The organism is Arthrobacter sp. Z1-15, assembly GCF_054792395.1.
In genome coordinates this window covers 2,661,243-2,681,423 of record NZ_CP096454.1, presented here as the reverse complement: position 1 = coordinate 2,681,423, position 20,181 = coordinate 2,661,243, and the positions used below count along the sequence as shown (strand labels likewise).

13 protein-coding genes and 3 rRNA genes are annotated in these 20,181 nt (G+C 62.9%); 10 read left to right on the top strand and 6 right to left on the bottom strand.

Annotation, left to right across the window (positions count from 1 at the left end; genetic code table 11):
* The first annotated feature begins 33 nt into the window (after nucleotides 1-33).
* Nucleotides 34-885, top strand: coding sequence for a hypothetical protein (locus M1D40_RS12220; protein WP_461168996.1), 852 nt, complete (start codon nucleotides 34-36; stop codon nucleotides 883-885).
* A gap of 145 nt (nucleotides 886-1,030) precedes the next feature.
* A complete protein-coding gene (gene metG, locus M1D40_RS12215) occupies nucleotides 1,031-2,590 on the top strand; it encodes a methionine--tRNA ligase (RefSeq protein WP_461168995.1) in 1,560 nt (519 codons plus the stop codon).
* Between the two features lie 130 nt (nucleotides 2,591-2,720).
* Here metG and M1D40_RS12210 read toward each other — a convergent pair whose 3' ends face one another.
* From M1D40_RS12210 to M1D40_RS12185, 6 genes are all read right to left on the bottom strand, one after another.
* Nucleotides 2,721-3,245, bottom strand: coding sequence for a hypothetical protein (locus M1D40_RS12210; RefSeq protein WP_461168994.1), 525 nt, complete (start codon nucleotides 3,243-3,245; stop codon nucleotides 2,721-2,723).
* A gap of 110 nt (nucleotides 3,246-3,355) precedes the next feature.
* On the bottom strand, nucleotides 3,356-5,854 hold the full coding sequence (locus M1D40_RS12205; RefSeq protein WP_461168993.1) for an FtsX-like permease family protein: 2,499 nt from the start codon (nucleotides 5,852-5,854) through the stop codon (nucleotides 3,356-3,358).
* 2 nt (nucleotides 5,855-5,856) lie between these two features.
* Complete coding sequence (locus M1D40_RS12200; protein WP_341393721.1) at nucleotides 5,857-6,621, bottom strand: ABC transporter ATP-binding protein; 765 nt, start codon at nucleotides 6,619-6,621, stop codon at nucleotides 5,857-5,859.
* Between the two features lie 70 nt (nucleotides 6,622-6,691).
* Entirely contained in the window at nucleotides 6,692-7,006 is a 315-nt protein-coding gene (locus tag M1D40_RS12195) for an MmcQ/YjbR family DNA-binding protein (protein WP_461168992.1), read from the bottom strand.
* A 46-nt stretch (nucleotides 7,007-7,052) separates the two neighbouring features.
* On the bottom strand, nucleotides 7,053-7,793 hold the full coding sequence (locus tag M1D40_RS12190; protein WP_341393723.1) for a response regulator transcription factor: 741 nt from the start codon (nucleotides 7,791-7,793) through the stop codon (nucleotides 7,053-7,055).
* Between the two features lie 2 nt (nucleotides 7,794-7,795).
* On the bottom strand, nucleotides 7,796-9,040 hold the full coding sequence (locus tag M1D40_RS12185) for a sensor histidine kinase (RefSeq protein ID WP_341393724.1): 1,245 nt from the start codon (nucleotides 9,038-9,040) through the stop codon (nucleotides 7,796-7,798).
* A 208-nt stretch (nucleotides 9,041-9,248) separates the two neighbouring features.
* Here M1D40_RS12185 and M1D40_RS12180 point away from each other — a divergent pair, with 208 nt between their 5' ends.
* From M1D40_RS12180 to M1D40_RS12145, 8 genes are all read left to right on the top strand, one after another.
* Nucleotides 9,249-10,310, top strand: coding sequence for a 3-isopropylmalate dehydrogenase (locus M1D40_RS12180; RefSeq protein ID WP_461168991.1), 1,062 nt, complete (start codon nucleotides 9,249-9,251; stop codon nucleotides 10,308-10,310).
* Nucleotides 10,311-10,371: 61 nt separating this feature from the next.
* Nucleotides 10,372-11,478 carry a branched-chain amino acid aminotransferase gene (locus M1D40_RS12175; protein ID WP_341393726.1) on the top strand — a complete coding sequence of 369 codons (1,107 nt, stop codon included), beginning with the start codon at nucleotides 10,372-10,374 and terminating at the stop codon, nucleotides 11,476-11,478.
* 11 nt (nucleotides 11,479-11,489) lie between these two features.
* Nucleotides 11,490-12,278 carry an MBL fold metallo-hydrolase gene (locus tag M1D40_RS12170; protein ID WP_461168990.1) on the top strand — a complete coding sequence of 263 codons (789 nt, stop codon included), beginning with the start codon at nucleotides 11,490-11,492 and terminating at the stop codon, nucleotides 12,276-12,278.
* 593 nt (nucleotides 12,279-12,871) lie between these two features.
* Nucleotides 12,872-14,401: ribosomal RNA gene (locus tag M1D40_RS12165) — 16S ribosomal RNA — on the top strand.
* 527 nt (nucleotides 14,402-14,928) lie between these two features.
* Nucleotides 14,929-18,080 (top strand): 23S ribosomal RNA (locus M1D40_RS12160).
* 313 nt (nucleotides 18,081-18,393) lie between these two features.
* Nucleotides 18,394-18,510, top strand: a 5S ribosomal RNA gene (rrf, locus tag M1D40_RS12155).
* The 16S, 23S and 5S rRNA genes sit together here, the layout of an rRNA operon.
* A gap of 243 nt (nucleotides 18,511-18,753) precedes the next feature.
* Entirely contained in the window at nucleotides 18,754-19,527 is a 774-nt protein-coding gene (locus M1D40_RS12150; RefSeq protein ID WP_461168989.1) for a fumarylacetoacetate hydrolase family protein, read from the top strand.
* Nucleotides 19,528-19,529: 2 nt separating this feature from the next.
* Complete coding sequence (locus M1D40_RS12145; RefSeq protein WP_461168988.1) at nucleotides 19,530-20,144, top strand: hypothetical protein; 615 nt, start codon at nucleotides 19,530-19,532, stop codon at nucleotides 20,142-20,144.
* Nucleotides 20,145-20,181: the final 37 nt, after the last annotated feature.

Here is a 20,181-nt window from a genome sequence, read left to right as displayed (position 1 = left end):
AACCGGTGCTTTCAGCCGCGGACGGGGGAACAAGTGGAGGAAACACAGGCGGGTAGCCGGACCGGGGAAACCAGCAGGTCCGAGGCTGAGAAAACTCCCCTGGAACGCAGCTGGTCCGCTGCAGCGGTGCTGGTGGTATGGCTTGGCGCCTTTGCCGCCTTCTCTTTCAGCGGTGGCGACGACGGCGGCGGCAACGGCCTCATCACCGGTTGGGACCTCGCGGGCCCTGCTGTGGTCCTCGCAGCAACCGCCGTACTGGTTGGACTCGCCGTCTTCCTCCCGGCACGGCCTTCCGCGGCGGGCATCCGTGGGGCGGTTTACGGGGTGCCGGTCGTTGTGGTGACTCTTCTGCTTCTGCTCACCGAGCCAGGCATCTACGTCGGGCTGGCTATCGCCCTCCTCCCGTTCTGGGCGCTCCTCACCGCGCTGTACGGCGTGCGGGGCGGCCTTCCCGCCGGCAGGCGCTACCTCTTCACGTATGCCGCAGCCGCCCTTGCTGCCGTCGGAGCGGGTTATGTTGCCGTCCGTGTTCTCGTGGCCCTGCCCTTTGCCGGGCTCCCCGCCGGAATATTCGGCTGGCTCCTGCCGCTGCTCCCGCTTCTTTTCCTGCTGCAGGCCCGTTACCGGCGGAACGGGCCGCGCACCGTCGTGGAGATCGCCCTTTCCGTGCTCGTCGCGTCGTGCGGCACGGCCTGGTTCGGGTTCCTAGGCTACGGACCCGGCTGGTCTCCTGATGTGGGCGCTGTGCTGGCCCTTCCGGCCTGGGTTGTCGCGGTTATCCCCGCCGCAGCAGCGCTGGGCCTGGGCTATGTTGAACGGTTTGATACCGCCGAATACCAATCGCGGGCTGAGAGGCTCAGCTCCGCCCGTTCAGGACAGCCATAGTCCTCAGCGGGGAGAGCCTTCTCCATGGCTGACGACGACGTCGCCCGGGACCCTGCCGGCCGGGCAGACGGCGCCCCTATGGCTCTCATGGCGGCCGGACTGCGCCGAAGCGACACCGAGGGGCAAAACAGGGTAATTTTCTTATGTGACTTCTTCCGATTCCAAGACCCCGTTCTACATCACCACGGCCATCTCCTATCCCAACGGAGTGCCCCATATCGGCCATGCTTACGAGGCCATCGCCACCGACGCAATGGCCCGTTTCAAGCGCCTGGACGGGTATGACGTCTTCTTCATGACCGGCACGGACGAGCACGGCCTGAAGATGCAGCAGTCCGCGGACAAGGAAGGCATCACCGCCAAGGAGCTGGCGGACCGGAATTCGGCCGCCTTCCAGCAGATGAGCCGGGACCTGAACATCTCCCATGACCGCTTCATCCGCACCACGGACAAGGACCACTACGCCGCGGCGCAGGCCATCTGGAAGCGGATGGAGGAGAAGGGCGACATCTACCTCTCCAAGTACGCCGGCTGGTACTCCGTACGGGACGAGGCGTACTACGCCGAAGATGAAACCGAGGTGCGCGAGGACGGCACCCGGTACTCCAAGGAGACGGAGACCGAGCTGACGTGGACCGAGGAGGAAAGCTACTTCTTCCGCCTCTCCGCCTACCAGGACAAGCTGCTGGCCCTGTATGAGGCCCAGCCGGCCTTCGCCGCGCCGCAGTCCAAGTTCAACGAGGTCATCAGCTTCGTCAAGGGCGGACTGGAAGACCTGTCGATTTCCCGCACCACCTTTGACTGGGGCGTTCCCGTCCCGGGCAACGCCGAGCACGTGATGTACGTGTGGGTGGATGCACTGACCAACTACCTCACCGGCGTCGGCTTCCCGGATATGGAGTCCGAGTCCTTCAAGAAGTACTGGCCGGCGGACGTGCACGTCATCGGCAAGGACATCTCCCGGTTCCACGCCATCTTCTGGCCTGCGTTCCTGATGTCCGCTGACCTGCCGCTGCCCAAGCGCGTGATGATCCACGGCTTCCTGCACAACAAGGGCGTCAAGATGTCCAAGTCCCTGGGCAATGTGGTCGCGCCCAAGGAATGGGCCGACCAGTACGGCCTGGACTCGGTCCGGTTCTTCCTGCTGCGCGAAGTTCCCTTCGGCGGCGACGGTTCCTACAGCCATGAGGCAGTGGTGGGGCGGATGAACTCCGACCTGGCCAACAACCTGGGCAACCTGGCCCAGCGCTCGCTGTCCATGGTCGCCAAGAACTGCGGCGCCGCTGTGCCGCAGCCGGGGGAGTTCACCGCCGAGGACACAGCCATTCTGGCGGCCGCCGGCGAACTGCTGGAGATCTCCCGGAAGGCCTACGACGTCCAGGACTTCCACGGCGCGCTCGAAGCCACGTGGAAGGTCCTCGGCGACACCAACGCCTACTTCGCCGAGCAGGCACCCTGGGTGCTGCGCAAGACCGACGTCGAGCGCATGAACACGGTGCTCTACGTGACGCTGGAGGTGCTGCGCATCGTGGCCATCCTGATCCAGCCGGTGATGCCGGACAGCGCCGCCAAGCTGCTGACGGTGCTGGGACAGAACGACGACGGCGCACGGCAGTTCAGCGCCATCGCCTCGCCGCTGGTGCCGGGTACTCCGCTGCCGGCGCCCGCACCGATCTTCCCGAAGTACGAGGAGCCCGCCGAGTAACATCGCGGCCCCGGTCCCTACCGGCCGAAACAGCCCCGCCGAAATAGCAGAAAGTGCCCTTCTGAACGCTCAGAAGGGCACTTTCTGCTATTTCGCGGGATCTTGGTTGGGGGGAGGAGGGAGAAGGACCCTAGGAGCCGGAGCGGATCTGCCCGGTCAGGAAACGTGCCGGAGCCGTCTCCTCCATGACGCGGGCGACGGCGTCCTGCTGCCGGCCGGCCATTGCGATCAGGTCCTTCAGCCGGGGGACGTTGAACCGGTGGTCGTGGGCGGCCAGCGCGAGCAGAGTCCGCCACAGGCATTCCTTGGCCCGCACGAGGGACTGCAGTGTTTCGAGTTCAAACTGCCCGGAGGTGCCGCCGCCGGTGCTCATCGGATTGAGCGGGCCCAGGCGCCCCGTGACCGCACCGGCCTTTGCCACCAGGAACTTGAACTTGCTGCGGCGGTAACCCAGGGTAATGATCAGCTGTTCCAGCTCATCGCGCTCACCGGCAATCTCGTGCTCCAGATCCGCGAAGGTCTGCTCGTAGGCGGACCCGGCCCAGGTCCGGCGGGCCGCACCGAAAAGCCGCACTCCGGTTTCCGCGCCCAGCAGATGGTCGTCCAGATAGGCGGACAGGGAGGCATGCTCGGGTTTCCAGGCGGCGTCGGACATGGTGTGCTCCTTCAACTAGTGCTGATCAGTCTGCTGAGTATCCTGTCAGATCCCTGCACCGGCCGCGAGTTCCCGGGCCGGCGGCCGGCCCGGGAACCCGCGGCTTCCGGTTAGTCGGCCGCCAGTCCTGCCACAGGGGAGAGCCGTGCGGCGCGGCGGGCCGGGAGGACCGAAGCGGCCAGGCCGGCCAGCAATGCCACGGCCAGGACGCCGAGCAGCTGCAGCCACGGCAGTGACGGTGCCACGGAGGCAAAGGAGCCCAGCGCCGATTGCGCTCCGAGCCAGCCGTAAACGGATCCCAGCACACTGCCCATCAGCGCCGCGACCCCTGCGATGAGGACGGCTTCCAGTGCCAGCATGCCGCGCAGCTGTCCGCGGGTTAGGCCCAGTGCCCGCAGCAGTGACGATTCACGGGTGCGTTCCAGGACGGACAGGGACAGCGTGTTGGCCACGCCCACCAGGGCAATCACCACGGCGACGCCCAGCAGGCCGGTAACCACCATCAGCAGGACATTGATGACCTGTTCGAACCCGGCCCGCTCAATAGCGGAGCCGGTCACGGTGTGCTCCTCCACGTCCAGCCTTTCAGCCAGCTCGGCGCGCAGGTCTATCAGGGCACTGGTCGTCAAACCGTCTTCCACGGACAGCCAGAGCTGCGGCATCGGAACGTAGTCCGCGGAAGCGGATACCGGTGCGGGGCCGCCCAGGTCCGCGGCCGTATCGGCAGTGATCAGCGGACGCAGCATTTTGTCGTTCGAGACCAGAACCTTCAGCTCCACGCTGGAGGTTGCCCCCGTAACCGTCAGGGTTTCGTCCTTGATGCCCTGCGGCATCAGGATGGTGTCATCCGCCAGGACCAGGTTGGAATCCTGCAGGACCTTCGCCGCGTCGGCGGGGTCCAGCGCGTAGACGTCGTACGCCCCCCAGTCCTTTGTATCGGTGGTGCCGGCCACGGGCACCTGCACGGCCTCCTGCACGCCGTCGACGGCACGTGCGGTCTCCGCATCAGCTGCGGTGAACGCACGGTCCTGGCCGGTAACGCTGACATCCACCGGGAACTCCCCGGCCAGCATACTGTCCAGTGACGTCCGTACGGTTGCGGCTCCGGTCATCATCATGGTGACCAGGGTGACGCCGATCAGCAGGGCGGACGCTGTGGCCGAGGTGCGCTGGGGATTCCGGATGGCGTTGACGGCGGCGAGTTTTCCGGGCACCCCCAGAGGTGCTGCCAGCGAACCGACGGTCCGCACCAGCGACGGGACAAACAGGGTGGCGCACATCAGGATGCCCACGAAGCTGAGGATGCCGCCGGGAAGCGCCACCAGGAGATCCGAGGACACCGCGCCGACTGCCAGGAGGGCGGCACCGCCGGCCAGCAGAACCAGCCCGATAATCAGCCGTACCCGGCCGCGTTTTGTTCCGGCCCGAACGTCTTCGGCAGGCCGCAGGGCAGCCAGAGGGGCAACCGCGGTGGCGGCCCGGGCAGGCACCAGTGCGGCGAGGACGGTCATCAGGATGCCGACCACCAGACCGGCTCCAACTGAGACGGGGGAGACCGCGAGTGTGGCAAAGCCGCTTTCGGGAATGGTCTGCAGGTAGGCTATGATGCCGCCCACCAGGGCAACGGCGGCCAGGACGCCGGCAACCGACGCCGCGATGCCCACAATCAAGGCTTCGACGATGACCGAACGGCGGATCTGTGAACGTTCCGCACCGATGCAGCGCAGCAGGGCAAGTTCCCGGGTGCGCTGGGCCACCAGCACGGAGAAGGTGTTGGAGACCACCAGGGCACAGACCAGCACGGCCACGGCGGCGAAGGCGAGCAGGATGATGGTCAGGGCATCGTCTCCGCCGGTGTACATGGCCACCACGGCGTCGGTCTGCTCCGGGGCGGTGCGGACCACAACCTCGTCCATGCCCGCGGTGGAAAGCTCCTGCTCCACGGCGGCCCGGACATCTTCTGCAGTGGCGCCGTCGGCCAGCGCCAGCTGGATGGTGTCGTAACCGTCTTCGGCGTTGGCGAACAACGCGGCGGTGGGGCCGGTGGCATACAGCTTGGGCGTGCCCATAGTGCGCGGATCGTTGGAGGGTGCTACCAGGGCAGTGACGGTCAGCTCTGCCGCAGCTTCATCGAAGCCGCCGGTGAGGTTCAGTTTCGAGCCTATCGACAGATCCTCTCGCTCGGCGGTGGCACTGTCCACGGCAACCTCGCTGTCGGACGCCGGCATCGAACCGTCGACGACTTCCCCGGGGAAGAGGCCCGTGTGCTCGGGAATGCTGTCCAGCTGGGCAAACACCGTGTCACGGCCCGTGCCGAAGCTGGCGTAGCCCTGCTGAACCGCGTAGCTGCCCTCCACTCCGGGAAGGTCGCGGACGACGTCGACAGTGTCTTCGTTCAGCACCACCGGGTCGGAACGGAACAGATTTCCGTTGAGGATCAGGTCCGCGTTGCGGAAACCTTCACCCACGCTCTGGGTCAGCGAGGCCTTGGACGAGGAATTGATGACCAGAGTGGCCGTCAGGAACCCGACGGCGATCATCACGGCAAGCGAGACGGCGATGAACCGGCGGGCATTGAGGCGCACCTGCGCCAGGGCTACCTGCAGCATGCTCAGGCTCCCAGTTTGGTCAGGGCAGCGAGGACGGTCTCCGGCGTCGGGTTGGCCAGTTCGCCCACCAGCGCTCCGTCATTCATCAGGACCACGCGGTCGGCGTAGGAGGCGGCCACCGGATCATGGGTGACCATGATGATGCTCTGGCCCATTTCCCTGGTGGAGCGGCGCAGCAGGGAGAGTACTTCGGCGCCGGACTTCGAATCCAGGTTGCCGGTGGGCTCGTCGCCGAAGACCACGTGCGGGCGGGTCAGCAGTGCCCGGGCTACGGCGACGCGCTGCTGCTGGCCGCCGGAGAGTTCGTGGGGGCGGTGCTTGAGCCGGCCGGTGAGACCCAGGGTCTCCGTGATGCTGTTCAGCCAGGCGGAGTCCACCTTGCCGTTGGCCAGCGCCACGGGCAGCGTGATGTTCTGTTCTGCGGTGAGGGTGGGCACCAGGTTGAAGGACTGGAAGACGAAGCCCACGCTGTCGCGGCGCAGGCGGGTCAGTTCAGCATCCTTCAGCGAGGTGATCTCCGTGTCCCCGATCCAGATCCGGCCCGAGTCAGCGGTATCCAGCCCGGCCAGGCAGTGCATGAGGGTGGACTTTCCGGATCCGGACGGCCCCATGATGGCGGTAAAGGTGCCGGCCTCGAAGGTCACGTCCACGTTGGACAGCGCGTGGACGGCGGTGTCCCCGGCGCCGTAGGTCTTGTTCAGGGATCGGGCGGCAGCGGCGGCCGTGGTGCCGCCGGGCACGGAAGATTTCTCAGTAAGGGTTGTCATACCCACTACGTTATGCGGCGGCCTGCTGCCGGAGCATCGGAGGAGGGGCGGGGATCAGCACTGCTCCTTCTCATACCGTGGGTGGAAGTGGACCGGCCAGCCGGTAGGACTCCAGGAGCAGTTCCTCCAGCTCGGCGGGCTCCACGCGGTTCAGATGCACCAGCACCAAAAGCGGGGAACGGTCGTGGTGCGGCGTCCAAAAGAAGGTGTCCGGGTCGGTGCCCGCAAGGGCTTCCCGTTCCGGAGACTTGACGGTCAGGACCCCGTTCTCCCAGATGCGGGCCATCAGGGTGCGGGCAAACCAGGCCGGTTGCTGCCAGCTGAGCCGCTCGGTAACTCCGGGCAGCGCCAGGCAGAAGGAGCGGACGTCGACTTCAGTGGACACGGCAGCCTCCCTGACTCCTGTGCGCCCGCGGCAGGACGACCCCTGTTTACGGTGCGACGATACCGGTCTCGTACGCGATCACAACAGCCTGCACCCGGTCGCGGGCGCCGAGCTTGGCGAGGATGTGGCCCACGTGGGTCTTGACCGTGGCATCGGAGAGGAACAGGTGCGCGGCTATTTCAGGATTCGACAGCCCCTGCGCAATCAGCCCGAACACTTCGCGCTCGCGGGGGGTGAGGCGTTCGACGTCGGCCGCGTGCCGGCTGACCTCGGCGGTGGGCTCGCGGAGCAGGGGAGCCACATGGTCCAGCAGCCGCCGGGTGGTCGACGGTGCAATGACGGCGTCCCCGCGGTATACGGTGCGGATGGCCTCGAGGAGTTCCTCCGGGGGAGCGTCCTTGAGCAGGAAGCCGCTGGCTCCGGCACGGATCGCGGAGAGGGCATACTCGTCCAGGTCGAAGGTGGTCAGCACCACCACCTTCAGGTCGACGTCGGTGGATCCCTTGGGCTGGGCGGCGGCGCGTTCCAGGAGCCGGGCGGTCGCCTCGATGCCGTCCATGCCGGGCATGCGCACGTCCATCAGGACAACGTCGGCGCGGACTGCGGACAGCGCCTGCAGGGCGTCTCCGCCGTTGCCGGCTTCGGCCACCACCGTGAGATCGGGCTGGGAGTTGATCAGCATCTTGAAGCCGCCGCGCACCAGCTGCTGGTCATCAACCAGGGCAACGCGGATGGGGCCGGCCTCGGGGACGTTGCTGTCGGAAGGGGCGGGCTGGGTGCCGGTCATGCTCAGGCCTCCGTGTAGGGAATGAAAGCGGAAACGCGGAATCCTCCGCCGGCCGCCGGAGCGGCAACCAGTGTTCCATCGTAAAGGGCCACCCGCTCGGTCATGCCGTTGATGCCCTGGCCGGTGCCGGCCGGCGTCTTTGATTCCGGTGCCGGGGGAGCGGGCGGCGGCGCATCCGCGCCGGCGCCCCGGCCGTCGTCGTGCACTGTGATCTCCAGTCCCCGGGGAGTCCACTGCAAATCGACGCCGGCCTGCACCGAGGGGCCGGCGTGCTTGAGGACGTTGGTGAGGGATTCCTGGATGACCCGGTACGCGGTCAGTTCGGCGCCTGCGGGAAGCGGGCGGCGCATCGTTCCCGTTTCGCTTACCGTCACGCTCAGTCCTGCCCGTTTGACCGCGTCCACCAGTTCGGAGACGTCCGCCAGCGACGGCAGCGGGCGGGTGGACGCGAGTTCGTCACCGCGGAGTACTCCCAGCAGGCGGCGCATTTCGCGCAGCGAGCCGCGGCCGGTTTCCGCGATGGTTCCCAGGGTCTTGGCCGCAATCTCCGGGTCCTGGGCGCTCGCATACCGGGCGCCGTCGGCCTGGGTGATGATGACCGAGAGGGAATGGGCCACGATGTCATGCATTTCCCGTGCGATGTGCGTGCGCTCGTCGGCGGCGGCAAGATCGCGCTCCTGCTGGCGTTCCACCTCGAGCCTGCGGGCGTGGTCCCGGAGCGCGTCCATCGCCAGTCGGCGGGTGCGGGCAAGGTCGCCGAAGGTCCAGCAGAGCAGGACCACCGCGTCAAGGGCAACCACAAGGGCAAGGTAGCGCCCGATCAAGCCGGCACTGTCATCGATCCAACCAGCGGTCCGCAGCGGAACGAAGTAGTACTGGAAGATGAACAGCATGCCGCCGACCAGAGCCAGGGCTAGTCCGCTCAGGCTTGCCCAGCGGGGAGCATAAACAGCGAGTGAATAAACCGTGACAAGGACAAAAATGTCAGCTGGCAGCCCGGTTTCCGGGACCAGGACCAGCTGCAGCAGGCAGGCTGCTGCCTGGATTGCTGCCGCGGCGACCGGGCGGGTTCTTTTCCAGGCCAGGGGCAGGCAGATGGCAGCGGAGAGGACAAATTCAACCTGTTGCCCCTGGAATGTCAGGAGGAACGGGACGGCAAAAATCAGAGTGGCGGTCAGCGCCTGGAAGAGATCGACCTTGAAGGGGTTCGCCTGCATCCAGGCCTGGATTCGACGGTGCACGAGCATGGACAACAACTCTAGGGCCACTAGGGATCCCGGCGCCTCATGCCACGGTCTGATCCCGGGCCGCCGGGCCGCCGTCGCCGTCGCACACCTGCCACTGGCCGCGCTTGTCCCTAACGTGCTTGTTCCTAACCGAGCCGGCCGTAACCGCTGTTGTCCAAGATGTGGGACGGACTGCCCGGAATGTGGACGCTTTTCCTAGACTGTCGATATGAGCGAACAGTCCTCCTCCGTTTCCCTGGCCGTCATTCCCGGCGACGGCATTGGCCCCGAAGTGACCGCAGAGGCCGTCAAGGTGCTGCTGGCGGTTACCCGCGACAGCCCCGTCCGGTTTGATCTGACGGAATACCCGCTGGGTGCAGAGCACTGGCTCGCAACGGGGGAAACCCTGCCGGAGGAAACCCTGTCGGCGCTCAAACGCCACGACGCCATTCTTTTCGGCGCGGTAGGCGGCGCCCCGGGGGACAAAAGCATCCCGTCCGGCCTGATTGAGCGGGAAATGCTGCTGAAGCTGCGGTTCAGCCTGGACCATTTCGTGAACCTGCGTCCGTCCCGGCTCTATCCCGGTGTTTCCAGCCCGCTGGCCAATCCGGGAACGGTGGATTTCCTGGTGGTCCGCGAAGGCACGGAGGGACCGTACACCGGCAACGGCGGCGTCCTGCGGGAAGGCACCCCGCAGGAGGTGGCCACCGAGGTCTCCCTGAACACCGCCTACGGCGTCGAGCGGGTTGTGCGGGATGCTTTCCGGCGGGCCAGCGAGAGGCCGCGGAAGAAGCTCACCCTCGTCCACAAACACAACGTCCTGGTCTACGCCGGACGGCTCTGGAAGCGCACGGTGGAGCAGGTGGCCGCCGAGTACCCGGACGTGACCCATGACTACCTCCACGTGGATGCCGCCACCATCTTCCTCGTGACGGATCCGTCACGCTTTGACGTGATTGTCACGGACAATCTGTTCGGCGACATCATCACCGACCTGGCCGCCGCGGTTACCGGCGGCATCGGGCTGGCCGCCTCCGGCAACATCAACATGGACGGCACTTTTCCCTCCATGTTTGAGCCGGTGCACGGTTCTGCGCCCGACATCGCGGGCCAGCAGAAGGCCGACCCCACCGCCGCCATCCTCTCCGCCGCACTGATGCTCCGCCATCTGGGCCTGGAGAAGGAGGCCGTACGCGTGGAAGAAGCCGTGGAAGCCGACGTCGCAGCCCGCACCGGAAAGCCGCGCACGACGGCGGAGATCGGCAATGCGATAACCACAGCGGTGTCATAAGCTCGGGAAGTACCAGTAACCATTTCGTCGGGCGGCCGCGCCGTCCACCGTGGAGGAAACAATGTCTGTCAGTGCTCTGGAATTCACCCAGGAGCTTTCCGCCCATCCGAAGCCGGCCGAGGAGCGTGCGGCTATTCTGGCCAACCCCGGCTTTGGCGACTACTTCACGGACCACACCGCGGTCATCGATTACAAGGTTGATGAGTCCGGTTCCGGCGTCTGGCAGAATGCCCGGATTGAACCCTATGGCCCCATCGCCATGGACCCGGCCGCTGCAGTGCTGCATTACGGCCAGGAGATCTTCGAGGGATTGAAGGCCTACCGTCACGCGGACGGTTCTGTCTGGAGCTTCCGGCCCGAGGCCAACGCGGCCCGGATGAACCTTTCCGCCCGCCGCCTGGCACTGCCGGAGCTGCCCGAGGAACTCTTTGTGGAGTCCCTGCGCCGCCTGGTGGCGCTGGACAAGGACTGGATCCCGGAAGGCGACGGCGCCGCCCTGTACCTGCGGCCGTTCATGATCGCCACCGAGGCCTTCCTGGGCGTCCGCCCGGCCCGCGAGGTCTCCTACCGCGTAATTGCTTCTCCGGCCGGCAACTACTTCGGCGGCGAGCTGAAGCCTGTGTCCATCTGGCTTTCCACCAAGTACGCCCGCGCCGGCATCGGCGGCACCGGCGAAGCCAAGTGCGGCGGCAACTATGCAGCGTCGCTGATCGCCCAGATGGAAGGCGAGGCGCACGGCTGCAAGCAGGTCCTGTTCCTGGACGAGTCCAATGACAACGCCGTGGAAGAGCTCGGCGGCATGAACGTGTTCTTCGTCTTTAAGGACGGCACGCTGGTGACCCCGGCTCTCTCCGGCACCATCCTGCACGGCATCACCCGTTCCTCCGTCCTGCAGCTCGGCCGGGACCGCGGCCTGAACGTCCAGGAACGCAAGATCACCCTGGATGAATGGCGCGACGGCGTAGCCTCCGGCGACATCACTGAGGTGTTCGCCTGCGGCACCGCCGCAGTGATCACGCCCGTCGGCGAGCTGAAGACCGAAACCGAGAGCATCGGTGCAGCAGATGCCGTTGCCGGCCCCGTGACCATGTCCATCCGCGAGCAGCTGCTCGGTATCCAGACCGGCACGGTCGAGGACACCCACGGCTGGCTCACCCGCCTGGTCTGACACCCAACGAAATGAGTCCGATGTCCACCACCGCCCTGATCCGCAGCAGCCCGCTGACCCGCTATGCCCTGGCGCCTAATCCCGGCCCCATGAGCCTGGAGGGGACCAACAGCTACATCATCGCTGCCGACGGATCCGACCGCGTGGCGGTGGTGGACCCCGGGCCGCTGGACGAGGGGCACCTGCAGCTCCTGGCATCGGCCGGAACTGTGGAGCTGATCCTGGTGACGCACCGCCATATCGACCACACGGAGGCGAGCCAACGCTTCGCCGAGATGACCGGCGCTCCCGTCCGGGCTCTGGACCCGGCCTTCTGCGTGGGCGGTTTGCCGCTGAACGACGGCGAGGTGCTGCACGCCGGGGGAGTGGAAGTCAACGTGGTGGCAACTCCCGGGCACACGTCTGATTCCGTGTGTTTTCATCTGCCCGCGGACGGGGACGGCGGCTCGGTTCTGACCGGAGACACCATTCTGGGGCGCGGCACCACCGTTCTGGACTTCCCGGATGGAACGCTGGGGGACTATCTGCTGAGCCTTGAGCGGCTGGCGGCTCTTGGACACGCAACGGTTCTGCCGGGACACGGCCCCGTGCTGCCGGATCTGAGCTCCGTGGTCCTGACGTACCGGGATCACCGTGAGGAGCGGCTGGCGCAGATCCGTGCCGCACTGGCAGAGGCGGGGCCGGATGCCACCGTTGCCCGGGTTGCGGACCTGGTCTACTCCGATGTGCCGGCGAACGTCCGCGGCGCCGCGGAACTCTCGGTAGCAGCCCAGCTGCAGTACTTAAGGGAAGCGGTGTGAGCACCTCCACCCTTCCGGGGCTTGCGCGCAGACGCTGATCCGCCGCACACTGGATGTGTTCTTTTCCGGAGGATCGGAACGGATCCGGGCGGTAGGGTGCAGCGTGCAGGAGGTCACACTCCGGGGGTTTGCACCGACCGCCGAGGATGTGTAAAGTTAAGTGAGTTGCCCCGGTGAGCGCCTGACAGACACTGCGAAGTGTATCTGCAAGTGAGACTCCCGGAACCGGCAGCAAAACCCCACCACACAGCAACGGACAAGATCCGGACGCTTCGTGACGGGTTCAGCCGGACAAAACAACGCAGGACGGGAATTATCCCGAATTGCTAAAACAGTCCGGATGAAATAGAATAAAGAAAAACTGCAGCGAAGAGAAAAGAAAAACAATCCATTGTTTTTCCGAGTATTTCGGATGCATCTGTTGTTTGAGAACTCAATAGTGTGCCAAGTTTATTGATACCAATTATTTTAATTGGTTGAACTGGTTCTTCCGCCCACCCCGTGGGCGCGGAGGACTTTTTTAGCTGGTTTCGAATTTAGTGCAGGACCGTGCAGCCAATTTTCCTTGGCTCCGGCCCTGTGTCTGTAACACATTTACGGAGAGTTTGATCCTGGCTCAGGATGAACGCTGGCGGCGTGCTTAACACATGCAAGTCGAACGATGACTTTTGTGCTTGCACAAAATGATTAGTGGCGAACGGGTGAGTAACACGTGAGTAACCTGCCCTTAACTTCGGGATAAGCCTGGGAAACCGGGTCTAATACCGGATACGACGGACCACCGCATGGCGGTCCGTGGAAAGCTTGATGCGGTTTTGGATGGACTCGCGGCCTATCAGCTAGTTGGTTGGGGTAATGGCCCACCAAGGCGACGACGGGTAGCCGGCCTGAGAGGGTGACCGGCCACACTGGGACTGAGACACGGCCCAGACTCCTACGGGAGGCAGCAGTGGGGAATATTGCACAATGGGCGAAAGCCTGATGCAGCGACGCCGCGTGAGGGACGAAGGCCTTCGGGTTGTAAACCTCTTTCAGCAGGGAAGAAGCGAAAGTGACGGTACCTGCAGAAGAAGCGCCGGCTAACTACGTGCCAGCAGCCGCGGTAATACGTAGGGCGCAAGCGTTATCCGGAATTATTGGGCGTAAAGAGCTCGTAGGCGGTTTGTCGCGTCTGCTGTGAAAGCCCGGGGCTCAACCCCGGGTCTGCAGTGGGTACGGGCAGACTAGAGTGCAGTAGGGGAGACTGGAATTCCTGGTGTAGCGGTGAAATGCGCAGATATCAGGAGGAACACCGATGGCGAAGGCAGGTCTCTGGGCTGTAACTGACGCTGAGGAGCGAAAGCATGGGGAGCGAACAGGATTAGATACCCTGGTAGTCCATGCCGTAAACGTTGGGCACTAGGTGTGGGGGACATTCCACGTTTTCCGCGCCGTAGCTAACGCATTAAGTGCCCCGCCTGGGGAGTACGGCCGCAAGGCTAAAACTCAAAGGAATTGACGGGGGCCCGCACAAGCGGCGGAGCATGCGGATTAATTCGATGCAACGCGAAGAACCTTACCAAGGCTTGACATGAACCGGAAAGGCCTGGAAACAGGTCCCCCACTTGTGGCCGGTTTACAGGTGGTGCATGGTTGTCGTCAGCTCGTGTCGTGAGATGTTGGGTTAAGTCCCGCAACGAGCGCAACCCTCGTTCTATGTTGCCAGCGCGTTATGGCGGGGACTCATAGGAGACTGCCGGGGTCAACTCGGAGGAAGGTGGGGACGACGTCAAATCATCATGCCCCTTATGTCTTGGGCTTCACGCATGCTACAATGGCCGGTACAAAGGGTTGCGATACTGTGAGGTGGAGCTAATCCCAAAAAGCCGGTCTCAGTTCGGATTGAGGTCTGCAACTCGACCTCATGAAGTTGGAGTCGCTAGTAATCGCAGATCAGCAACGCTGCGGTGAATACGTTCCCGGGCCTTGTACACACCGCCCGTCAAGTCACGAAAGTTGGTAACACCCGAAGCCGGTGGCCTAACCCCCTTGTGGGGAGGGAGCCGTCGAAGGTGGGACCGGCGATTGGGACTAAGTCGTAACAAGGTAGCCGTACCGGAAGGTGCGGCTGGATCACCTCCTTTCTAAGGAGCACCTCAAGGTTGCGTGTCCTTCCACTGTGTGGGATGCGTGCTTTGCAGGAGATGCCCATATCGAAGGCGTTTGTTCTTCGGTGGGTGCTCAAGGGTGGAATATCAATAGGCAGGTGCCCGGCGTTGAGCCCGGCAGCATGAGTACGCCGTTTCTTCCCCGCTTGCGGGGGTGGACCGGTTGGAAAGGGTTGCCGGTGTTTCGAGTACCGGGTTTTACCGTTTGGCACACTGTTGGGTCCTGAGACAACAGGACCGTATGAACTGACAATCGTTATGGTTGGAAGTGGCACGGGTTCGTGTTGTTTCTGGTTGTTCCTGCGCAGACCTAAGGCTTTCACGGTGAATACGTGGGGGGTGCGGGGTGTGACGGGGTTGTTGTTTGAGAACTACATAGTGGACGCGAGCATCTTAAAATTATTAAGTGCAATTTCAGATAAACCTGGTGGATCCGGGTGCTCTTCGGGGTGCCTGGTGAGATCGTGGTTTTCTCGATAGCGATAATATTTATTGATCTTTGTGGTCAAGTTTTTAAGGGCACACGGTGGATGCCTTGGCATCAGGAGCCGAAGAAGGACGTAGGAATCTGCGATAAGCCTGGGGGAGTTGATAACCGAGCGTCCGAATGGGGAAACCCCGCCCGGCGCGCGAGTGACCGGGTGACCCGCATCTGAACACATAGGGTGCGTGGAGGGAACGTGGGGAAGTGAAACATCTCAGTACCCACAGGAAGAGAAAACAACAGTGATTCCGTTAGTAGTGGCGAGCGAACGCGGAAGAGGCTAAACCAGTGGTGTGTGATAGCCGGCGGGCGTTGCATCACTGGGGTTGCGGGACTTTCCGTACCAGTTCTGCCGGATTGGTGAAGTGAGTGCAGGTGCATAGGTGAACCGGTTTGAAAGCCGGGCCGTAGAGGGTGTTAGCCCCGTAACCGGAATGTATGCTGCCGCTTGGAGAGGATCCCAAGTAGCACGGGGCCCGAGAAATCCCGTGCGAATCTGCCAGGACCACCTGGTAAGCCTAAATACTCCCTGATGACCGATAGCGGACAAGTACCGTGAGGGAAAGGTGAAAAGTACCCCGGGAGGGGAGTGAAACAGTACCTGAAACCGTGTGCCTACAATCCGTTGGAGCAGGGCGATGCCACTTGTGGTGTTGTGCTTGTGACAGCGTGCCTTTTGAAGAATGAGCCTGCGAGTTAGTGTTACGTCGCGAGGTTAACCCGTGAGGGGAAGCCGTAGCGAAAGCGAGTCTGAACAGGGCGATGCAGTGGCGTGATCTAGACCCGAAGCGGAGTGATCTACCCATGGCCAGGTTGAAGCGCGTGTAAGAGCGCGTGGAGGACCGAACCCACTTCAGTTGAAAATGGAGGGGATGAGCTGTGGGTAGGGGTGAAAGGCCAATCAAACTCCGTGATAGCTGGTTCTCCCCGAAATGCATTTAGGTGCAGCGTTGCGTGTTTCTTACCGGAGGTAGAGCTACTGGATGGCTAATGGGCCCTACAAGGTTACTGACGTCAGCCAAACTCCGAATGCCGGTAAGTGAGAGCGCAGCAGTGAGACTGTGGGGGATAAGCTTCATAGTCGAGAGGGAAACAGCCCAGACCACCAACTAAGGCCCCTAAGCGTGTGCTAAGTGGGAAAGGATGTGGAGTTGCGAAGACAACCAGGAGGTTGGCTTAGAAGCAGCCATCCTTGAAAGAGTGCGTAATAGCTCACTGGTCAAGTGATTCCGCGCCGACAATGTAGCGGGGCTCAAGTACACCGCCGAAGTTGTGGCATTCAAATATTAGCCAAGCGGATGGTTTATCCATTTTCGTTCAAGCGTTTGGATGGGTAGGGGAGCGTCGTGTGGGCAGTGAAGTCGCGGTGTAAACCAGCGGTGGAGCCTACACGAGTGAGAATGCAGGCATGAGTAGCGAAAGACGGGTGAGAAACCCGTCCGCCGAATGATCAAGGGTTCCAGGGTCAAGCTAATCTGCCCTGGGTAAGTCGGGACCTAAGGCGAGGCCGACAGGCGTAGTCGATGGACAACGGGTTGATATTCCCGTACCGGCGAAAAACCGCCAATACTGAACGGGGGACACTAACCGCCCGATACCTGACCGGCCGCCCTTGTGGCGACCCGGTTTTTGGTGGAGCGCGGGACCTGATCCCGGGAGGTAAGCGTATTAACAGGTGTGACGCAGGAAGGTAGCCGGGCCGGGCGATGGTTGTCCTGGTCTAAGGATGTAGGGTCAGCGATAGGTAAATCCGTTGCTGTGTCTTTGATGACGATCCTGAGATCTGACGGGACCCACTTTGGTGGGAATCCGGTGATCCTATGCTGCCTAGAAAAGCATCGGCGCGAGGTTTTAGCCGCCCGTACCCCAAACCGACACAGGTGATCAGGTAGAGAATACTAAGGCGATCGAGAGAATTATGGTTAAGGAACTCGGCAAAATGCCCCCGTAACTTCGGGAGAAGGGGGGCCCCAACCTTGATGGACACTTAGCTGTCCGGAGGGGATCGGGGCCGCAGAGACCAGGGGGAAGCGACTGTTTACTAAAAACACAGGTCCGTGCGAAGTCGCAAGACGATGTATACGGACTGACTCCTGCCCGGTGCTGGAAGGTTAAGAGGACCGGTTAGCCCTTGCGGGCGAAGCTGGGAATTTAAGCCCCAGTAAACGGCGGTGGTAACTATAACCATCCTAAGGTAGCGAAATTCCTTGTCGGGTAAGTTCCGACCTGCACGAATGGAGTAACGACTTCCCCGCTGTCTCAACCATAAACTCGGCGAAATTGCAGTACGAGTAAAGATGCTCGTTACGCGCAGCAGGACGGAAAGACCCCGAGACCTTTACTATAGTTTGGTATTGATATTCGGTGTGGCTTGTGTAGGATAGGTGGGAGACTGTGAGACCCGGACGCCAGTTCGGGTGGAGTCATCGTTGAAATACCACTCTGGTCATACTGGATATCTAACTTCGGCCCGTAATCCGGGTCAGGGACAGTGCCTGATGGGTAGTTTAACTGGGGCGGTTGCCTCCTAAAGAGTAACGGAGGCGCCCAAAGGTTCCCTCAGCCTGGTTGGCAATCAGGTGGCGAGTGTAAGTGCACAAGGGAGCTTGACTGTGAGAGAGACATCTCGAGCAGGGACGAAAGTCGGGACTAGTGATCCGGCGGTACATTGTGGAATGGCCGTCGCTCAACGGATAAAAGGTACCTCGGGGATAACAGGCTGATCTTGCCCAAGAGTCCATATCGACGGCATGGTTTGGCACCTCGATGTCGGCTCGTCGCATCCTGGGGCTGGAGTAGGTCCCAAGGGTTGGGCTGTTCGCCCATTAAAGCGGTACGCGAGCTGGGTTTAGAACGTCGTGAGACAGTTCGGTCCCTATCCGCTGCGCGCGCAGGAAATTTGAGAAGGGCTGTCCTTAGTACGAGAGGACCGGGACGGACGAACCTCTGGTGTGTCAGTTGTACTGCCAAGTGCACCGCTGATTAGCTACGTTCGGATGGGATAACCGCTGAAAGCATCTAAGCGGGAAGCCCGCTTCGAGATGAGATTTCCATACACCTTGTGTGTGAGAGGCCCCCAGCCAGACCACTGGGTTGATAGGCCGGATGTGGAAGCGGGGACTAAAGACCCGTGAAGCTGACCGGTACTAATAGGCCGATAACTTACACCACACCACAATCTGGGAGGACACGACTTCAAACGGTCCTCCAAATTATAAAGGGTTGTGTTAGATCATGTGCTGCTTGCGTCCACTATGTGGTTCCCGGATAACAAACCCGTGTGGTTTGTCACTCCTGGAACCGGCACCATCGCTCTCTTAACAGGGCGCGGGTGCCGTAGAATAAAGAATGTTGTATTCACCTATGGGGAATACACGCCTGACTGTTCGGCCTTTAGGGGTTGGTGGTTGGGGTGTGTTTCTTGTTGTGACCATTGTTTTCCCCTCACCCCGGGTTTGTTTGGGGGTGGTGCGGGTGGAAGGGTTACGGCGGTCATAGCGTGGGGGAAACGCCCGGTCCCATTCCGAACCCGGAAGCTAAGACCCACAGCGCCGATGGTACTGCATCCGGGAGGATGTGGGAGAGTAGGTCACCGCCGGACAAATTCTGGCAGAGAGGTTGAGGTCCGCACCGTGTGGTGCGGGCCTCAGCTGTTTACGCACCCGTTTGGGTGGGGCCCCGTCCTGGTTGGCGGGGCCTTACGTGTTTAAGTGCTCCCCGGTCCTCCGCCGAGATGGCAGTAACTGCGCTTCCCGGGCCTGGTACGTGCACTTGCTGCCATCTCGCGGGAGGATCTACCCGGAATCTGCACCGGAGGCGAGCTTTCGTCTACTAGGCTTGAGGGATGCGTATTGCTCGATTTGTACAAGACAGTGACCCAGCCTTCGGCGTCGTGGACGGCGACGAAGGACATGAAGAAATAGCCGTCATTAAGGGCGATCCGTTCTTCTCCGGCGTCCAGTTGACGGGGGAGCGGCACAAGCTTGAGGATGTCCGCCTCCTCGCGCCGATCATCCCGCGCAGCAAGGTCGTCGGCATCGGCAAAAACTACGCGGACCATGCAGCGGAAATGGGCGGTGAGGTTCCGCCGGCACCGCTGATGTTCCTCAAGCCCAACACCTCGGTTATCGGCCCGAACGATCCCGTGGTGCTGCCCTCCTTCTCCGACGAGGTCTCCTACGAGGCGGAACTCGCCGTCGTCATCGGCCGCATCTGCAAAGACGTTCCGCTGGACCGCGTGGACGAGGTCATCTTCGGTTACACCTGCGCCAACGACCTCACCGCCCGCGATGCCCAGCGCACCGACAACCAGTGGGCACGCGCCAAGGGCTTTGACACCTCCTGCCCGCTTGGCCCCTGGATCGAGACTGAGCTGGATACCGACGACTTGGCCATCCGCGGCTACCTCAACGGCCAGCTGGTCCAGGACGGCAACACATCGGAGATGATCTGGAGCGTCAAGGAACTCGTGTCCTACGTATCCCAGGCCTTCACTCTGCTGCCCGGCGACGTCATCCTTACCGGTACGCCGGCCGGCGTGGGCCTCATCTCCGACGGCCAGCGCTATGAGGTTGACATCGAAGGCATCGGCCGCCTCCTGAACACCGCCCGCAGCTAGGCATGAGCGTCCCCGGCGCCGGACCAAGGCGCAGCAGCGTCCAGGTCCGGCGCCTTTTGCTGCCCGGAGCGGTGTGGGCAGCAATTCTTTTCGCCGCCCCTTTCCTGAACGACGACGGCGGCGAGGCCCTGCTCTGGGGTGCCGGTGCCGCAGTGCTGGTCAGCCTGTTTCCCTGGGCGCTGGTCACTATTCTGGACCGGCGCGGGGATCTGCGCCGCGGGCTGGATCGGCTGGGTGCGCCTCCCGTCATCCTCGGCGCCGCCGGAGCGTGCTTCATGGTCCTGCGGGTTATCCGCTGGACCGACGGACCGCGGGCGCTGGCCGCCGTCGTTTTTGCCATGATTACCGCCTACGCCCTCACTTCAGTGTTCGCGAAGGTCATCCGGCTGGACTGGGCCGACGTCACCTATGCGGCGTCCGCCGTCGTGCTCCCGGTTCTGCTGTTCCTGCTGTTTTCCGGAGCTGCGGGTATAGCGGCGGCGCTTGCCGCTGCGGCACTGTTTATCGCAGCGCTGCTTAGCGGGAAAGCCCGGACCGCCCGCAATACGGCGGGGGCGGCGGCTGCGGGCGTGGTTTCCGCGGGCATCTTCGTCTGGTTGCTGCAGTACAGCGTCTGATCAGTACAGCGTCTGATCAGTCCGGCGTCTGACCGGC